This window comes from Amphritea sp. (assembly GCF_016744155.1).
Taxonomy (GTDB): Bacteria; Pseudomonadota; Gammaproteobacteria; order Pseudomonadales; family Balneatricaceae; genus Amphritea.
Genome location: NZ_JADGEW010000006.1, coordinates 142,055 through 158,670 on the forward strand (window position 1 = coordinate 142,055; position 16,616 = coordinate 158,670).

Sequence of the window (16,616 nt, forward strand, 5' to 3'; positions counted from 1 at the left end):
CTATTCTGAATTTAAATGAAATGTGAAAATTGCTCCCTTGGGGCTGTTTTCACTGTAGCTTAAGGTACTACTATGTTCTTCCAATATTCCTCGGCATATCGAAAGGCCTAAACCAAGACCGCTCTTTTTGGTTGAACTGAAGGGCTGAAACAGATTCTTTAGCTTATCAGGTGAAACCCCAGGACCATTGTCGATAATGGAAATCTCAATCTTATTGTTTATGTTGTTAATGCTTATTGATATCTGTTTTGAGTCTGATGTTTGGCTTTGTAATGCCTGAATAGCATTTAATACGATATTAATAAATACCTGCTTTATTGCTGTGGTGTCAATATAGGTTTTTAACTTCTCAGAAATATGTGGGAGGATGAAACTTATGCCATGAAGCCTCAGTTCGGGTGTAATTATCTTTATCACATCGCCCAAAATCTCGCTAAGCGAGCAATAACTATATTCGGGCTTAGATTTTTTTATATAATTCCTAATGGAAACAATGATGTCAGATGATCGGATCGCATCATATTTGATCAGATCGAGTGAGTGAATAACCTCCGGGCTATCGATATCCGATCTGATAAGCCAGTTTTCGCATGCCTTACTATTAATCACTATCGCAGATAGTGGCTGATTAAGCTCGTGGACAATTGAGCTTGCAAACTCACTGACGGTGCTGACTCTGGAAAAGTGCTCCATATCTCGCCTTGATTCTTCAAGGGATTGCTGCATCGCCACTTTATCTGAAATATCTTGTATGATGCCGATGAGCAATGATGACTCATTTTCATTTGAAGGAATTGCGAAAGCACTGGCGGTCGTCCATATTATTTTACCGTCCTTACTGACGAAGCGTTTCTCATGATTATAGTTATTGATAGTGTCGTCAGTGAGGCCTTCCAGACGGTTTTTAGTGATCTCTCTATCTTTATCGTAAGTCACATCAAAAATATTTTTTCTAATGAGCTCTCCATAACTGTATCCAAGTAAATCGCATAGAAAGGGGTTTATATCTACGAAATTATAAGATTGATCAATCACCGCAATGCCAATCGATGAGCTTTTATAAATAGCATTCATCCTGTATTGCATGTTCTTTTGCGTGTTATTTGCCACCTGTAATTCATTTCTGGCATCGATTAGTTGTTTTATCAATACGGAGAGATCGCTGTTGTGGCTGGAAAGCTCTTTTTGAATAATCTTCTTCGACTTATACAGCTCTACCGTGTTTCTGACTCGGGAGATAAGTTCAGGGATGAAAAATGGTTTTGTTATATAGTCATCGACGTATCCCGAGAGGAGGTTCATTCGCGCTTCTTCATCTTTTTTAGCTGACAATACGATGATTGGTATCTCTTTAAGATGGCTATCCGATTTAATTCTATTGATCAGGGATAAACCATCTTCAACCGGCATCATAAGGTCTGTAAGAATAAGCAGGGGTTGTTCCTGATTGATGATTTCCCAGGCTTCCTGTCCGTTGTAACAGATAGAAATGTTGTAATGTTTGTTGATTGATCGTGCAATCAGGTCCGCGACCTCGACGTTATCGTCAACGATCAGAATATATTCGCTGTCGACTCGGTATGGGGTAGCTGCTTTTACTGGTGTACCAGCGAGTATGTCACTTTTGAAGGGAGAAGGCGGCGGAGAATACTTTTCGGCTTCACCCATGTTTATACCGGAGGATAGCGTGTTAACCTCTCTGAAAGGCAGGGTTATTGTAAATACGGTGCCATATGGCTTTCTGTCATGCAGTTCTATATCTCCGCCATGGATGTCGCAATACTCTTTTACGATAGCTAAGCCTAGCCCTGTGCTTGAATGATATGTCTTGAAGCTACTGCTGCCTGTCTGGAATCTATCGAATATCTTTTCTTTATAGCTATCGGGAATGCCTGGACCGTCATCGCTAATCTTAATCGTGAACTGGCTATGTTCTGTTATCTTCGTTTCAAAATTTATGCTTCCTCCATCAGGGATCATTTTGAATGAATTACTTAACAGATTTGTAACGATGGTTATCAGTTTATTTTTATCGACGCTGGCGATAATAGTGTCTTTAAAACTAGTTGTTATGCTGATTTTTCTATGGCATGCAAGACTGTAGAATCCCGAGATAACTTTCTGAATTATCTCTGAGATATCTGTTTCATTAAAGTTTGTGGTTATCCGTCCATCATCAATTTTCGACAGCTCAAGCATCTCTTCCACAAGCGACAATACAGAAAGTGCATTCTGTCTTATAGAGGATATTTCTGATGGAATTTCATGGTTAAAGTTTGATGATATATACAGATCAATATTGCCAATAATTAATGATAAGGGTGTTTTGAATTCATGACTGATGTTTGAGAAAAAGTCTCTTTGTTGTTCTGAAAGCATTTTGTTTTTTTTAATAAGTGACTCAAGATTTTTGTTTTTTTCTTCCAGCTCTTTTTCAAGGTTCTTTTTGTCTGTTATGTCGCGGCCTTCTGCCAATAAAAATATAACTTCTTTATCTTTATTGAATATAGGCGTCAAACTATAATCGGTGATTATTTTATCTTTGCCGTTATTCTTTCCATATACTTCAATATCTGCCCGGATGAAATTTCCTTCAAGTGCCGATTTTATATAGATTTTTTGCAGATTTACATTTTCTTTGCTGGTTTGGAACCAGTTGGATTCCCAGAAGTTAATCCCCATTAGATTATCAAGTTCCATACCGACAGCTTCTAAGGCAGGCTTGTTAATGAATTTAATTCGCCCCTCTAAGTCCAATAATCCAGCAAAATGAAACATATTATCTAATACGATGCGTGCGTAGCCTTCTATTTCTTTTTTTTCTTCGTTATTCATTTTTGATAAGGCTCATTCGAGTATTTTTATAAACATTAGTTTATTTTTAGGTGTTTTGCCGCATAAATAAACTAATGTTTATTGTCTCTAAAAGTACGCGTAGCTAATGTGATTATCAATTAATAAAAACAAAAAGGTGATAAACATGTCAAAACGTATTGCTATCGTTGGTGCAGGTGCTGCGGGACTGCATCTTGGTATCTATCTGAGAAAACATAATGTTGACGTTACTTTGTTTACTGATCGGCGACCTGACGAGTATGCCGACTGTAAACTTCTGAATACGGTGGCACACCACTCTCAGACGATTGAACGCGAGGAGATGCTGGGGATTAATCACTGGCCTGAAAGTTGTTACTTTGGACACTACTATTACGTTGGCGGTCCACAACCTCTGCGTTTCTATGGTGATCTTAAGAAGCCGAGCCGGGCTGTGGATTACCGGGTGTATCTGCCAACGCTGATGAAAGACTTTGTCAGTATGGGCGGCCAGATTGAGTATGGCACTGTTAGCACCGACGACCTTGAATCACTGTCTGAAAACTATGATCTGGTCTCCGTTTGCGTAGGCAAATATGAGATGAAGAACCTGTTTGAAACTGTTGACGAGCTATCCCCCTTTGATAAACCGCAACGCGCTTTGTGCGTGGGTTTGTTTAAGGGGATTACTGAAGATGAGACCCGTGCTGTGACGATGTCTTTCTCGCCTATGAATGGCGAGTTGATTGAAATTCCCACACTCTCTTTTGACGGTATGTGCACTGCGCTGGTGTTTGAAAACCATATAGGTGGTGATCTTGAAATACTGGCCAACATCAATTACGACGAAGACCCCCGTGCATTCCTGGATCTGATGCTTGATCGACTGGAAAAACATCATACATCAGTTTATGAGCGTATCGACCGGGATGCGTTTGATCTGGTTAACGGATCAAAGGATCTTCTTCAGGGGGCTGTTACACCGGTTCTCAGAGAGGGTGTCGCGACCCTGAAAAATGGTAAACAGATTATCGGTCTGGGCGATATTCAGGCCACTGTCGATCCGGTGCTGGGGCAGGGTGCGAATATGGCCACCTATTCTTCCTGGATCATCGGTGAAGAGATTGTCAAAAATCCGGTTTTCGATCAGCGTTTCTTTGAGCATGTGGAAAATCGTCGTCATGATCGTGTTCAGTGTGCAACGCGCTGGACCAATTACAAGCTGTCGAGTCTGGCTTCGTTACCACAGGAGTTTATGCAGTTCATTGGCACGATGAGTCAGAACCGGGCGATGGCCGATGAATTTACGGACAACTTCAACTATCCCGAGCGTCAGATGGATTATTTTTCCAGCCCTGATCGCATCATGCACTGGTGTGCTACTTACGCTTAATGTGTAGGTAGAACTTCCCTAAAGATTCCATTTCTTAAATGCCTGATTGCTCTGTGAGTGATCAGGCACGAGGTACCTGTCATGACTGATTTAAATGTACATCCAGATCTCTCTCTTGAATTCAGAAGCTCCGTATCGATGTTTGCGACAGGCGTCGCGATAGTTAGCAATACACTTGATGATGCTCAGGTGTATGGCATGACGATCAATAGTTTGACATCTATATGTCTGACTCCGCCAACCTTAATGATCTCCCTTAAAGAGGGGGTGATGCTGGATCAGGTTTTAAAAACTAGGCAATTTGGTGTCAGCATTCTGTCTAAAAATCAGAAGGATGTTTCCAATAATTATTCACGTAAAGAGAAAGACTCAGCCTACGAAAAACACTTCATCGTCCGGGAAAAAATACCCACGCTACAGGACTGTTTGTCCTGGTTTGAGTGTGAAGTCGTCAAGGTTGATCAATATGAAGACCACACACTTGTCTTTGGCGAAGTAAAAGCCTGCGGTGTTGATAATAGTGCTATCTCGCCACTTCTGTTCTTTTCAAGTAACTACCATTTTGATCCACGCCCATTAAATTAAGGAGATATATTATGAATACTTTTGTTAAGCAGATGATGGGACATGGCGTATTGATGATTTTGTCTACGCTGCTGTTTGGTATTGGTTTATGGATCAGCCTTGTCGGTGGTTTCGAAATCATTCCCGGCTATATATTGGAATTCAATATTCCCGGAACGCCTGAAGGATGGGCCCGGGCGCACGTTGGTCCGGCGCTTAACGGTCTGATGGTTTTCGTCTGTGCGTTATCACTGCCTTATCTCTCATTTTCTGAAAAGAAGATAAGAATTCTGGGCTGGATTGTTATCTTGGATGGCTGGTCAAACGTCGTTTTCTATCTGTTCTCCAATTTCTCCGACAATCGTGGTCTGACCTTCGGTGACAACGGATTTGGTCCTGGTGATGTCTTTAGCTTCATAGCGCTGGCACCGGCATATCTGTTTGGTGTTCTGGCTGTGTTTGCACTGTTTATTATCGGTAAAAACCTGGTCGTCAGCGAAAAATAATAATAACTAAAGTTTAGGTGTAGTCATGAAAAAAATAATAATACACAGGCTGTTAACTGCTTTAACGACGTTAGTTCTTGCGAATAGTGCTGTTGCTACCGATGTGCTGAGGTTGTCAGGTTATGGTCCTGTCTCCCGGTCGATGGGCGGCACTGCTGTGGCTCATTATACTGGTCCGGCTGGAATGATGGTCAATCCTGCGACTTTGTCCCTGGCGCCTGAGGGGTACACTTTCTCTGGTGGACTGGACATTATTACGGCTGATATTTCTAACCAGAGTAAAGTCGATGGCAGTCGGGCGGTAACCTCAGATCATTCATCAAACAGAGGGCCCTATTATGCACCAGAGTTCGGGGTTATCTTTCAGCAAGATAAGTTAACCCTAGGCGTGGGTGCCTATGCTTTGGGGGGGTTGGGAACCGAATACGGCACCGATAGTTTTTTATCTGATGATGTTAATGGCGACCCAACCGGGCTGGATAACAGTAGTCGTTTGCTGGTTATGAACATCCCTTTTGCGGTCAGTTATCAGTTTTCCGATAACTTCAGTGTAGGTGGTTCTGTTGATGCTATGTGGGCAGGGATGAATCTGAATCTGTTGCTTACTACGGCACAAATAGGGGGGCTGGCTGCCGGAGGAAATGTCAGCGGTTCTCTGGTCGGGCCGCTGCTAGGGATGAGCCCTACCGCAGCGCATATCAGTTTCACTAAGAATAACTTTATCGATAGCGGTGCCAGTGCCTGGGGAGTTGGAGCCAGAGTTGGCGCTATCTGGCAGCCACAGGAGAGCACGACTGTTGGCTTCTCCTACAACTTTCCATCGGAACTGGGTGATCTTTCGGGAGATGCCGATCTGACCGCGGTTATTGCGGGACCGAATCCGGTTATCTCTGGGGAGATTACGGTTAAAGACTTCCAGATGCCGGGAGTATTAACAATCGGTGTTAGCCACAACATAACGCCTGACTGGTTGTTAGCCGTTGATCTGTCCCGGGTATATTGGGCGGATGTGCTAAAGGATATTAAAACCAGTTTTTCCAGTGCTGCAGGCAATCTCGATCTTAATTTTCCGCAAAATTATAAAGATCAGTCGGTGTTTGGTATTGGTACCAGTTATAAGGTTAATAAACTGACACTGCGGGCTGGGTATCGTTACGCAACGTCAGGGATTGATGGTGATTTTATGTTTTCCACTTTGCCGGTTAATCCAACCCGGCATATATCAGCCGGTTTTGGTTATCAGCTATCGGAAGATTCTAATATCGACTTTTCCTACACCTATGCAGTGACTGAAAAAACGCACAATGATCAGGTATTAAACACTCCAGAGCCTATGGTGAATAGTCACTCACAGGATAATGTTTCAATAACTTATTCCGTGAATTTTTAGTGGGGTGGTCCATGAATAGTCTGATTGTTAAATATAAAAAGCCTGATTCAGTCGACGATTTTATGACGGCATATCAGGAGAGCCATCTGCCTAAAATGCAGCAACTTAAGGAACTGGTTTCAGCAACTTATTATCTGCTTGATTCTGATGAGGATGAGTTTCTTATGTGCATCGCCAATTTTGAAACCTCTGAGGCGCTTGAGAGTGCTCTTGGCTCCGACATTGGGCATGCATTGGCTGCTGAAGCAGAACAGCTGGCAACCCGTGGCTTAAGCATATCAACAGCAACAACATACGAGGTTCTAAAATGATGAACACTTATCAACAATGTATCGATGGCAAACTCGTTAGTGGCGCTGATAAAGTCATTAATGTGGTAAACCCTGCTACAGAGTTACCCATAACTGAGATACACGAATCCTCTTTAGAGCAGGTTGACGCAGCGGTCAGGAGTGCGCTGAATGTTTTTTCGTACTGGAAAAACACCTCAGAAGACGAACGCAATAATACCCTGAAAAAAATTGCAGGGGTCATCGCTGAAAACAAAGCTGAGTTGGCTGAGCTCATTACCAAAGAACAGGGTAAACCGCTTGGCCTGGCTATGCTCGAAGTGGATGCATCGATTAGCTGGGTTAACTATACGGTCTCTCTGTCTTTACCGCCGAAAGTGATAGAGGACTCAGCAGCGCGCGTCGTTGAACAGCACCATCGACCACTGGGAGTTATCGCTTCGATAACTCCCTGGAATTGGCCGGTGATGATCGCGATCTGGCACATTATCCCTGCGATTAAAACAGGTAATACGGTGGTGATTAAACCGTCCAACTATACCCCGCTGAGTACTCTGTTTCTAGTCGAATTAATCAACCGGGTTATTCCGCCGGGCGTGATAAATTCGGTTGTCGGTGACGCTGTGGTGGGTGATGCCCTCAGCCGACACGCAGATATCAGTAAAATAGTGTTTACCGGTTCAACCGCTACCGGTCAGAAAATAATGGAAAATGCAGCGGTGAACCTAAAGCGGTTAACGCTGGAGCTGGGTGGTAACGATCCGGCCTTTGTTCTCGCTCATGAGGATGTCGAGTTGCTGGCACCGAGAATTTTTCAGGCGGCGTTTCTTAATATGGGACAAACCTGCGCGGCGATTAAACGACTTTACGTGCATGAATCCATCTACGATGCGATGTGCGAAAAACTGTGTGAGATAGCAAGCGCCTCAAAGGTAGGTGATGGTTTTGACCCTGAGGTCACCTTTGGTCCGGTTCAGAATGCCGCTCAACTGGCGATCGTCGAAGATCTGGTTACTGATGCTATTCGTCAGGGAGGGCAGGTGCTCTGTGGTGGTGATCGTCCGGCAGGGAGTGGCTTTTTCTATCCTCCCACATTGATTTCTGGTCTGTCCGATGGTGTGCGTTTGGTTGACGAGGAACAGTTTGGTCCGGTGCTGCCGATCATCAAGTTTTCTGACCCCCATGAAGCGATAGCTGAAGCCAATAAAAACAGCAATGGGTTGGGGAGTTCTGTCTGGTCTGCGGATACTGATTACGCCAGTTCGCTTGTTCATCGTATTGAAGCGGGGACAACCTGGATCAACAATCATGCAGAGGTGCTGCCTAATTGTCCGTTTGGCGGATGTAAGATGTCCGGTTTTGGGGTTGAGTTCGGTCTGGATGGATTGAAGGAGTATACTCGAACACATATTGTTAATAGGGCTAAATCATAACGCATGGTATAGGTTTACCAACTTGCTCTAGCTTGAGGGCTTTGGCCCTCTTTTTAATGAATAGAAAAAAGTTTACATGTCATACGTTAGTGGCATTACTTTGAACTGATCAGACTTCATTAGGGATTTTCCGACTATTGGACTGACCAGCTTTTCGTAGACACTTATTGGCCTAAGGATGTCCCGAATAGGTCTCTATTTCATACGGTGTTTCAGGTAGTATAGGGCCTTAAATCGCCGAGCCTTCCCTATCTATCTCCATGGTCGATCTCTCTAAAGAAATGAAGCGCTATTGTGCCAGATCTGGAGGACTTGATCAGAGAGGCCCTAATGGGGGGCTTAATCATAGCTCCCTAATTTAATGTACCAAACGGTTAAAAGTATTTACTTCCTCTTTTTAAGAGGTAGAGTATTTAAATTGTTATAAGAAAAATCAACTGTTGAATTGTATGATTGATAATAAAGAAGATATAAGATCTGAAAACGAAACATTAGGCGGTTAAGAAAAATATACTCGAGGCAGCCTTGCTTTAGTTTTCAGAGAAAGGCTTTGCTGGTGCTCGAATAAATATAATAGCTGACAAAACGAAGACATTTAAACGGATGATCTATTACTATTTTGGTGGTAATGAGGGTTTGTATCGTAAAGTAATAGAGAAAACCCACGTTGACACGCAGCAAGGCGAGCTAGCACTAGATCAGGTCCTCACTAACCCACAAGAGGCGAAGAAAAAATTAATAAGTTTCACTTTCAACTATCATAAAAATTATTTTTCTTTTATTCGGCTAGTGATAATAGTAAATATTCATCGAGGCATGTGCTTAGGTGACAAGTAACGTTTTTCGAAGATTAATGCACCGGCTATTTCGCGGGTTAAAGAGGTCTATTTCGCAGGAGTTGATAAGAATATTTTTCGGAGCGAATTGTCGGCTGAACGACTTCACTGGCAGATAAGTGCAATGTGTTTTTTAATGTGTCTAATCGGGTTACATTTTCCTCAGCGTTTGGTGAAGAGCTCTTTAGTGAAACGGGCTGGACTGAGCTGTGTAGGATAATTCAGGATACCGTGCTGAAGCTTTTATTGCCTGAGCCGGATCTTTTGTTTAAGTAAGTATTAATTACAATAAATGGTTGTTGCACCTGATATGAGTAAAACTTTATGTCTACTTTGATGATTCTTAATGGTCCAAATCTTAACCTGTTGGGCACCCGTGAACCTGAACAATATGGCTATGAAACATTGGCGGATGTTGAAATTATGTGTCGCGAGGCGGCTAAAGCCCATGGTTGTAAAGTCGACTTTAGGCAGTCCAATCATGAAGGTATGCTAGTGGATGCGATTCATGAGGCCAGGGAGCTGATGTTAGAGGGTAAGCTTTTAGGTATTGTATTTAATCCAGGTGCGTATACCCATACCTCGATAGCTCTGCATGATGCAATTAAAGGTACGGAGGTGCCTGTGATCGAGGTGCACATCAGTAACGTACATGCCCGTGAAGCATTCAGACATCATTCTTATATCTCTCCGGCAGCCACAGGTATTGTTATTGGTATGGGGGCTTATGGTTACGTATTAGGGATTAATGGGTTGATTACTAAGCTGAAGAAATAGGTGAAGTTGAGTCTATTGTTCTCGCTTAGTTGAAGTTATTCAGGCTTTATGCGTGCGATGGTGCGCGTAAGGCCTGAATTATGTGGAATAGAAAGAGGGGTAGTCTATTTCTATTGGTTAGTATTTCTCATTGCAAATCTACGCCTCCTTTATTTACGATTTTTTTGGATTCTTCAGATTTCCTGTAGCAATGTTATCTTTGATTTATGTATCTACTTCTAAAGTAGATTGATTTTAATTGATTACGTATTGCAAAATTGAATAGATAGAGCATAAAGATCAATTGGCCGTATTATATCCTTTACTGCTAGTCTGTTTATAACTTGAATTGCGCTGATCGGTTGTTTGACGGTCACTTGAAAATAGGAATAATAATACGATGCCTTTAAAAACTATAGATTCAATCTTGTATGCATCTGACTTACTGGGGCACGATGGGCGAAACGCCTTTCGTGTCGCTGTATCCCATGCAGTAGCTCATAATGCAAAGCTTATTTTTCTTAACGTGATAGAGCCGCTAAGCCCTATGGCAGAGAGGGCAGCAAGTCACTGTTTTAATGATGATGAGATAGCGGAAATTAGAGACAAAGGTTATCGACGTGTTCAGGATGATATTTTTTCGCGTATAAATAGATTTTGTGATGACGAGTTGACTGGTGATATGAAGTTACCATTTGAACCTGAGGTTTGCGTTCAAACGGGAATGACTGCGGAAACAATACTTCAGGTGTCGAAAGATAAGAGTGTGGATATGATAGTGATGGGAACTCGGACTCACAGCAAGCTGAGTCAGGTAGTATTAGGATCTACAGCACACCAGGTATTATTTCACGCAACTTGTCCCGTTTTGATTATTCCGCTTGATTAATTTAGTTTTAGAATGAAAAATCCGGCTCTGCCGGATTTTTTTTAACCAAAAAAAACGGCTTACAAAGTAAGCCGTAAAGGAGGAGCCAACTGTTATTGCTCGAGCTTGATACCGCTTATTTAAATACCATTGCTTTTGCTCGAGCCCAAATAGGGGTCTGAGAGATAAATATCAGTAAGATTGATATAAATAGAACCAGGGATAGGGGGCTGCTAAGTAGATTAATAAAGAAATCTGGCAGACTTTCTCGTTCGGATATAATTGAACGGCGCCAGTTTTCATCCATCAGTCGGCTTAGAATTACACCGAGGATTACTGGTCCGACTTGGTAATCGTATTGTTTCATAAAGTATCCGATTACGCCAAATCCAAGCATCCACCATATATCTGCGATTGAGTTGTTGATGGCATAGGCACCGACCACAGAGAGCAGCAAAATTAGTGGAATTAGAATTCCCTTCGGGCACTCAACAATTTTAGAGAATAACTTAATTCCGGTTAGTCCGAAGATAAGTACAAATATGTTTGCCAGCGCTAGGTTACCGACGGTAAACCAGAACATTTGCGGATTTTCAGTTAGTAGAAGGGGGCCTGGATTTAGTCCGTGAATAAATAGTGCGCCTAGGAACACCGCAGTTACAGCATCACCAGGAATACCTAGTGTTAGCATTGGAATATATGCCCCCCCAACAGCAGCATTGTTAGCTGCTTCAGGCGCTATTAGACCTTCTTTAGCGCCTTGGCCGAAAGGAACTTCTGGATTTTTAGTTACTCTTTTTGCATGATCGTAGGCTAATAGTGCAGCTATATCGCCACCGGTGCCAGGGAGTGCACCGACAATCACGCCTATGCTTGAAGTTTGTAAGCTTAGTGGGAGGTATTTTTTGACATCAGCCCAGCGTGGAATGATGCGGTCAATTTTCTGCTTAATAGCAGCTTTATTCATATAGTGAAGCTGAGTGAGTGCTTCAGATACACCGAAAAGACCAATCATAACAGCAATGGGGTTTATACCATTCCATAACTCGACAACGCCAAAAGTAAAGCGTTCTTCTGCTGTCAACGGATCAAGTCCTACTGTACCGATAAGCATACCAAAGGCACCGGCAAAAACCCCTTTAGTCAGATTGTTACCTGACAATGAACCTACTAGCATAATTCCTAAGATTCCCAGCATCAAATAGTCGCGGGGCTGGAATTTCAAAGCAAATTCGCTTACAACGGGAGCAGCTAGCGCGAGAACGATAATTCCGACAAATCCACCGATGACAGACATAACGGTTGATAAGCCGATCGCTTCCCCGGCTTCCCCTTTAAGCGCCATAGGATAGCCATCAAGTGCTGTGGCTATTGCTGATGGTGCTCCGGGAATATTTAACAGTATTGCAGTACGTGAACCGCCATACACTCCGCCCATAAAGATGCCAACCATAAGGCAAAGTGCGTTGTTTACATCCCAAGAGAATGTAAATGAGATAAGTATAGATACGGCCATCGTTACCGAAAGGCCCGGAATTGCACCGATATAAACGCCTAAAAAAGTACCCAATGCAGTCAGAGCAAGCAAATCCAGAGATGTCCAGGATGTGGCGAAATAGTTCAAAGCTTCCATAATGGCAACCTGTATTAATTAAGCAAAGACCCGATCCAGGCCATGATCTCACGCTCAGGAATAATTCCTTCAGGCAGAATTACGCTGAATACGAGTCGAAATACGATATAAATAACTATCAGGGATAGAAGAGAAAGTAAGACTGAGCGAACTAAACCTTTTTGATGCAGAAACTGAATGCTGATAATTAAAAAGAGAAGGGCTGAAATGATAAAACCAAGGGTATCTAATATGATACCAAAGGTAAAAATGATAGCAATCATGATGGAGACAATAGGGGGAAGGACTTTACTCCAGAAAACTTCAAAGCCTCCGACTTCAGCCGGACGTCGGATATCTTTTAGCAGGTTAATACATGAGGCAAAAACCATGATGCCGCTGGCTGCTAGAGGGAAAGCACCAGGTGAACTTAGAGCAGTGAACCCCGAAATCTCATAAGATTGCCAAAAGAGAAAGAGGCTAAAAGTCAGTACTAGGAAACCAAACAAGGTTTCTCCAGGTTTTTTGGCATGAATAGCAGTCATTGGATATCTATCCTTATTGTTGTCCATTAAGGAAAAAAGCGCTGATAATGAAAGATTATCAGCGCTTTCAGTATCTATTAAAACTTAGCGAAATTATGGACGAGGGATGCCAAACTCCTCAGGAGATTTTTTTGAAAAGCCAGCGTCATGTACTATCCATGAAGATACTGAACGGTAGGTGTTAAGAAATTTCTCAGCTTCCGGACCAGCCACGTTCATGATTGAAAATCCGCGCTTATTCATCAGATCGATAAAGTCTGGGTTTTGTGCCGCGGTGTGGTAAGCCGCTACCAGTTTATCTACTGCTGCCTTTGGAGTGTCATTTTTCACGAAAACACCAAAGAATGGGCCCCATGGAAGGAAGCTTGAAAAACCTGGAAAGTCCTCTGTGATTGGTGAGACGCCAGGCAACAGGTCGTTTGTTTTAACATCAACTAACCCAATCACTTTCATACGACCGGCTTTTACATGCTCAATCGCTGCGCCAAGTACAGCCGGCATTACATCAAGAGCGCCTGATTGCAACGCTGTTAGGGCAGGACCATCGCCGTTATATGGGATATTAGTGAGATCTAGTTTTACCTGAGAGTCGAGCATCGCAAGTACAATCGAGGTCAATCCGCCTGGGCCAGTAGAGCCAACTTTTACCATCCCAGGATTGGCTTTAGCATACTCAGTAAACTCTTTCATGTTATTGAAAGGAGCGTCATTGTTAGCAACGAAAATTGGGATGCCGCGGGCGAGGATATTGATTGGAGTAAAGTCCCCGTAATCTAAGTTAGCAAGCCCCAGTGTCTTGTACATCTGAGGGTTTTCAGCACCCATTAGTAAGGTGTAACCATCAGCCTTCTTAGCGTAAACGAATTTTGTTGCGATTGCGCCAACGCCGCCAGTGCGGTTAGTCATTACGATATCTACACCAAGTTCTTTTTCAGCATGGGGAGTAACTGATCGCATAACTGTATCAGTTGAGCCGCCAGCACCCCATTGGATAACACCTTGAATATCTTTTTTAGGGAACTCTGCGAATGCCGGAGCGGCAATAATAGAGAGTGCAGCAAGTGCACAGATGAGACGTTTATTCATAACAACACCCATTTTTAATGTTCATATTCTTTTTATGTACTACAATTTCCTTTTTGTAGTATCTGTATTATTACATATGTTTTATTTTATTACATATTAGTTTTTAGTTCAGGTCATTGAATTATCAGATATTGCTCTTCCTTTGAAATCCGGTAAGCTTGCTTCATTAACTAAGATATAAATCTGGAGCTCTTATGAAGGAAACTGATAGTAGTGTAGCTTACCTTCGGTTACGTGGAGATATATTGGATGGGAGTATTGAGCCCTCCAGCAAACTATCGATTAGTCTACTGACTGGTAAGTATGAAACCAGTGCTGCACCTGTAAGGGAAGCTCTATCTCGTCTTTCTGCAGAAGGGTTAGTGGCTCGAAAAGGGCAGCGTGGTTATTGGGCTGCCCCTGTCTCTCTTGAGGAGTTTAAAGAGGTTTCGCGGTTACGGCTTATGTTGGAAGTTGATGCTTTTCGTCAGTCTATTGAGCATGGGAGCCTTGATTGGGAAGCGGAGATTGCCGGTGCCCGTCATCGCGAGATGACTATCAGGAAGCAGGCATTCGAAAATGATATGGGTGGAGACAAGGTAGGGTCGCTTATTAAGGAAAATCGTCGTTTTCATATGGCGCTCATCAGTGCCTGCCCATCCGTATGGCAACTACGTTTTATCTCTACGCTTTTCGATCAGTCTGAGCGATTTCGCCGGTTGTCCTTGATCAATAAGGGGCATAAAAGTAAGGAGGAGAGCGTGGATGATCATCAACTGATCATGGATGCAGCATTCAGACGTGAAATAGATGAAGCTAGTAACCTTCTCTTTAACCACATTGAAAGATCAAATGCTCAGGTTATTGAGACGCTGTTTGATTGATCAGTCCCTTAACGTATCTAAGACAGTTGGTTATCTCTGTGCAAATAATCTCTTCAGAACAGTGGTGATATGAGGATGATTCTGCATAGAGTGAATATCTGCCTCGGTAGCCTTGTTGTTCCATAAGGTCAATTAGTTTGGGAATAACGGGCTCGTGACTTGCGGATGTAGCTAACATTCGTGCAGGAATGATGTGTTCTTTTTCTGGTTTCGGGCTATCGATGGCCGAGAGTTGAACGAGCCCGACCATATCCATCGGTATATCTTTAATAAGTTCTGCTAGACCCTCATCACTACAGTGGCGCAGAGCGACATTATCAATTACTAAGCACAAGTTCGCATTACAGGCTTGTGTAATCAGTTCTATCGCATCCCGGTAGTTATTAATACTCTGAGACCATGGGAGAGGTTTAAAGCCGATTCGTACTCCGCGGACAGTTCCTAGAATGGCGAGTGCTCTGAGTTCATCAACCATACGTTGTAAGTCTGGCTTGCTATAATTTTCCGTTGCAGGGCTGACGATAAGTAGGTTGGCTCCAACATCCTCCATTAACCGCAGGTTAGACTTAGCCAAGTTCATTTTATAATTCATTAAATTGGAGGGGTGACCCAGGAAATCTTTAAGCTCGTGAAATGCGGCAATTTTCAGTGCGCTTCTTTGCAGGGTTTTGGCATTAGTTTGCAGATTTTGATCTGGAGAGGTTAGGTCGATATTGCCAATTTCTATGACATCGAATTTCAGTTGTGCGGCAAGCTTTAATTTTTTTTCCAAATTGTAAGGAAGAACTCCAACATTAAGAATTATTCGGTTCTCAATCATGACGTTCTACCTCTATAGTAAAACCGATACTTTCAGGAAAGTTTTGCAATGTCCTAAAGCTCTCCCCATCTTCTGTCGCATCAGATAGAAACGGTTCTAATGCACTTTTATTGTCACTTTGTACACTGAGACGAATTGCAGAGATCCCTTCGTTGGTAATGTTGTCATCTTTCATTGATTTTAGTAACAGTCTGAAGGACTGATCAGGGCTGATCAGTTGGTCGCCCTGAATATTGAAATGCAATAATTGTGTAAATAAGTCCTGCCACTGCTTGTAATGTTGTGGAGCAATAGATAGAGATAGAGCTTCTATCTTGTTGAATACGGGTGATGGTTGATCCTGGGGGGGGATCGGCGTGAAATCAATATCATAAATACTAAAATTCTCATTATTATTAATTAGATATAGTACTGATCCACCTATAATCTCTATGCCGGGTATGTTCAGTTCCATTGCTCCAGGAGAAGAGCTACAGCTCCAGGCTCCTTTATGTAGTAATTCTTCATGTGCTAGCTTTGCATCATCTACTTTTACCGCGAATGCTTTTATCTGACTACCCGATACCTGATTATTCAGAAACAGCTTGCACTCTGATTCTGCATTTACAATCAAATTCAACTCCCCCTGTCGGTAAAGTTTGACAGCTTTACTTCGATGTACCCCTACCAATCTGAAATTAAGTTGTTGTAAAAGTTGCTCAAGAGTAGCGGGATCCGCAGTGGCAATCTCTACAAATTCAAGGCCTTTCGGTGTTGTAACGGAGTTGTTAGTCATTGTGCATCCTGGTGAGGTATCTCATCTGGTTCAGGTTAGTACAGGAGATCTGATTTTGCTTAATG

The 16,616-nt window shown here is 42.7% G+C and carries 16 protein-coding genes; 10 read left to right on the plus strand and 6 right to left on the minus strand.

Features of this window, described 5'->3' with window-relative positions; translation table 11 throughout:
• The gene (locus QZZ54_RS07515) at window positions 1–2,835 is read right to left on the minus strand and encodes an ATP-binding protein (RefSeq protein ID WP_290701025.1); all 2,835 of its coding nucleotides are present in this window, start codon (window positions 2,833–2,835) and stop codon (window positions 1–3) included.
• Between the two features lie 145 nt (window positions 2,836–2,980).
• Between QZZ54_RS07515 and styA the strand changes: the two genes are divergently transcribed.
• From styA to QZZ54_RS07555, 9 genes are all read left to right on the plus strand, one after another.
• A complete protein-coding gene (gene styA / locus QZZ54_RS07520; protein WP_290701027.1) occupies window positions 2,981–4,207 on the plus strand; it encodes a styrene monooxygenase subunit StyA in 1,227 nt (408 codons plus the stop codon).
• Window positions 4,208–4,288: 81 nt separating this feature from the next.
• Window positions 4,289–4,792 carry a styrene monooxygenase NADH-dependent flavin reductase subunit StyB gene (styB, locus tag QZZ54_RS07525; protein WP_290701030.1) on the plus strand — a complete coding sequence of 168 codons (504 nt, stop codon included), beginning with the start codon at window positions 4,289–4,291 and terminating at the stop codon, window positions 4,790–4,792.
• A gap of 11 nt (window positions 4,793–4,803) precedes the next feature.
• Window positions 4,804–5,277 (plus strand): styrene-oxide isomerase StyC, encoded by a 474-nt coding sequence (gene styC, locus QZZ54_RS07530; RefSeq protein WP_290701033.1) that lies wholly within the window; start codon window positions 4,804–4,806, stop codon window positions 5,275–5,277.
• Between the two features lie 25 nt (window positions 5,278–5,302).
• The gene (locus QZZ54_RS07535) at window positions 5,303–6,667 is read left to right on the plus strand and encodes an outer membrane protein transport protein (RefSeq protein WP_290701036.1); all 1,365 of its coding nucleotides are present in this window, start codon (window positions 5,303–5,305) and stop codon (window positions 6,665–6,667) included.
• A gap of 11 nt (window positions 6,668–6,678) precedes the next feature.
• Window positions 6,679–6,978 carry a hypothetical protein gene (locus QZZ54_RS07540; RefSeq protein WP_290701038.1) on the plus strand — a complete coding sequence of 100 codons (300 nt, stop codon included), beginning with the start codon at window positions 6,679–6,681 and terminating at the stop codon, window positions 6,976–6,978.
• Entirely contained in the window at window positions 6,975–8,390 is a 1,416-nt protein-coding gene (locus QZZ54_RS07545; protein WP_290701041.1) for an aldehyde dehydrogenase family protein, read from the plus strand. Before QZZ54_RS07540 ends, QZZ54_RS07545 begins: the two co-directional genes overlap by 4 nt.
• Window positions 8,391–9,239: 849 nt before the next feature.
• Complete coding sequence (locus tag QZZ54_RS19180) at window positions 9,240–9,446, plus strand: hypothetical protein (protein WP_366645273.1); 207 nt, start codon at window positions 9,240–9,242, stop codon at window positions 9,444–9,446.
• Between the two features lie 104 nt (window positions 9,447–9,550).
• The gene (gene aroQ / locus QZZ54_RS07550) at window positions 9,551–10,003 is read left to right on the plus strand and encodes a type II 3-dehydroquinate dehydratase (protein ID WP_290701044.1); all 453 of its coding nucleotides are present in this window, start codon (window positions 9,551–9,553) and stop codon (window positions 10,001–10,003) included.
• A 379-nt stretch (window positions 10,004–10,382) separates the two neighbouring features.
• Entirely contained in the window at window positions 10,383–10,871 is a 489-nt protein-coding gene (locus tag QZZ54_RS07555; protein ID WP_290701047.1) for a universal stress protein, read from the plus strand.
• Between the two features lie 115 nt (window positions 10,872–10,986).
• On the opposite strand, the gene QZZ54_RS07560 is transcribed toward QZZ54_RS07555, so the two are convergent.
• The 3 genes from QZZ54_RS07560 to QZZ54_RS07570 all read right to left on the minus strand — a co-directional run bounded on the left by QZZ54_RS07560 (window position 10,987) and on the right by QZZ54_RS07570 (window position 14,093).
• Window positions 10,987–12,483 (minus strand): tripartite tricarboxylate transporter permease, encoded by a 1,497-nt coding sequence (locus QZZ54_RS07560; protein WP_290701050.1) that lies wholly within the window; start codon window positions 12,481–12,483, stop codon window positions 10,987–10,989.
• Between the two features lie 14 nt (window positions 12,484–12,497).
• A complete protein-coding gene (locus tag QZZ54_RS07565) occupies window positions 12,498–13,007 on the minus strand; it encodes a tripartite tricarboxylate transporter TctB family protein (RefSeq protein WP_290701052.1) in 510 nt (169 codons plus the stop codon).
• A 93-nt stretch (window positions 13,008–13,100) separates the two neighbouring features.
• The gene (locus QZZ54_RS07570; RefSeq protein ID WP_290701055.1) at window positions 13,101–14,093 is read right to left on the minus strand and encodes a tripartite tricarboxylate transporter substrate binding protein; all 993 of its coding nucleotides are present in this window, start codon (window positions 14,091–14,093) and stop codon (window positions 13,101–13,103) included.
• A gap of 194 nt (window positions 14,094–14,287) precedes the next feature.
• Between QZZ54_RS07570 and QZZ54_RS07575 the strand changes: the two genes are divergently transcribed.
• A complete protein-coding gene (locus tag QZZ54_RS07575) occupies window positions 14,288–14,956 on the plus strand; it encodes a GntR family transcriptional regulator (protein WP_290701058.1) in 669 nt (222 codons plus the stop codon).
• On the opposite strand, the gene QZZ54_RS07580 is transcribed toward QZZ54_RS07575, so the two are convergent.
• The gene (locus QZZ54_RS07580; protein WP_290701061.1) at window positions 14,934–15,776 is read right to left on the minus strand and encodes a TIM barrel protein; all 843 of its coding nucleotides are present in this window, start codon (window positions 15,774–15,776) and stop codon (window positions 14,934–14,936) included. The two genes, QZZ54_RS07575 and QZZ54_RS07580, sit on opposite strands and share 23 nt — an antisense overlap.
• The gene (locus QZZ54_RS07585; RefSeq protein ID WP_290701064.1) at window positions 15,769–16,551 is read right to left on the minus strand and encodes a hypothetical protein; all 783 of its coding nucleotides are present in this window, start codon (window positions 16,549–16,551) and stop codon (window positions 15,769–15,771) included. The genes QZZ54_RS07580 and QZZ54_RS07585 overlap by 8 nt, the downstream gene beginning before the upstream one ends.
• Between the last annotated feature and the right edge of the window lie 65 nt (window positions 16,552–16,616).

Bases quoted from the DNA above. Each gene is read 5' to 3' on its own strand.
- QZZ54_RS07540 (WP_290701038.1), top strand. From the start codon at position 6,679: ATGAATAGTCTGATTGTTAAATATAAAAAGCCTGATTCAGTCGACGAT.
- aroQ (WP_290701044.1), top strand. From the start codon at position 9,551: ATGTCTACTTTGATGATTCTTAATGGTCCAAATCTTAACCTGTTGGGC.
- QZZ54_RS07535 (WP_290701036.1), top strand. From the start codon at position 5,303: ATGAAAAAAATAATAATACACAGGCTGTTAACTGCTTTAACGACGTTA.
- QZZ54_RS07565 (WP_290701052.1), bottom strand. From the start codon at position 13,007: ATGACTGCTATTCATGCCAAAAAACCTGGAGAAACCTTGTTTGGTTTC.
- styB (WP_290701030.1), top strand. From the start codon at position 4,289: ATGACTGATTTAAATGTACATCCAGATCTCTCTCTTGAATTCAGAAGC.
- QZZ54_RS07580 (WP_290701061.1), bottom strand. From the start codon at position 15,776: ATGATTGAGAACCGAATAATTCTTAATGTTGGAGTTCTTCCTTACAAT.
- QZZ54_RS07555 (WP_290701047.1), top strand. From the start codon at position 10,383: ATGCCTTTAAAAACTATAGATTCAATCTTGTATGCATCTGACTTACTG.
- styC (WP_290701033.1), top strand. From the start codon at position 4,804: ATGAATACTTTTGTTAAGCAGATGATGGGACATGGCGTATTGATGATT.
- QZZ54_RS07570 (WP_290701055.1), bottom strand. From the start codon at position 14,093: ATGAATAAACGTCTCATCTGTGCACTTGCTGCACTCTCTATTATTGCC.
- QZZ54_RS07545 (WP_290701041.1), top strand. From the start codon at position 6,975: ATGATGAACACTTATCAACAATGTATCGATGGCAAACTCGTTAGTGGC.
- styA (WP_290701027.1), top strand. From the start codon at position 2,981: ATGTCAAAACGTATTGCTATCGTTGGTGCAGGTGCTGCGGGACTGCAT.
- QZZ54_RS07575 (WP_290701058.1), top strand. From the start codon at position 14,288: ATGAAGGAAACTGATAGTAGTGTAGCTTACCTTCGGTTACGTGGAGAT.
- QZZ54_RS07515 (WP_290701025.1), bottom strand. From the start codon at position 2,835: ATGAATAACGAAGAAAAAAAAGAAATAGAAGGCTACGCACGCATCGTA.
- QZZ54_RS07585 (WP_290701064.1), bottom strand. From the start codon at position 16,551: ATGACTAACAACTCCGTTACAACACCGAAAGGCCTTGAATTTGTAGAG.
- QZZ54_RS07560 (WP_290701050.1), bottom strand. From the start codon at position 12,483: ATGGAAGCTTTGAACTATTTCGCCACATCCTGGACATCTCTGGATTTG.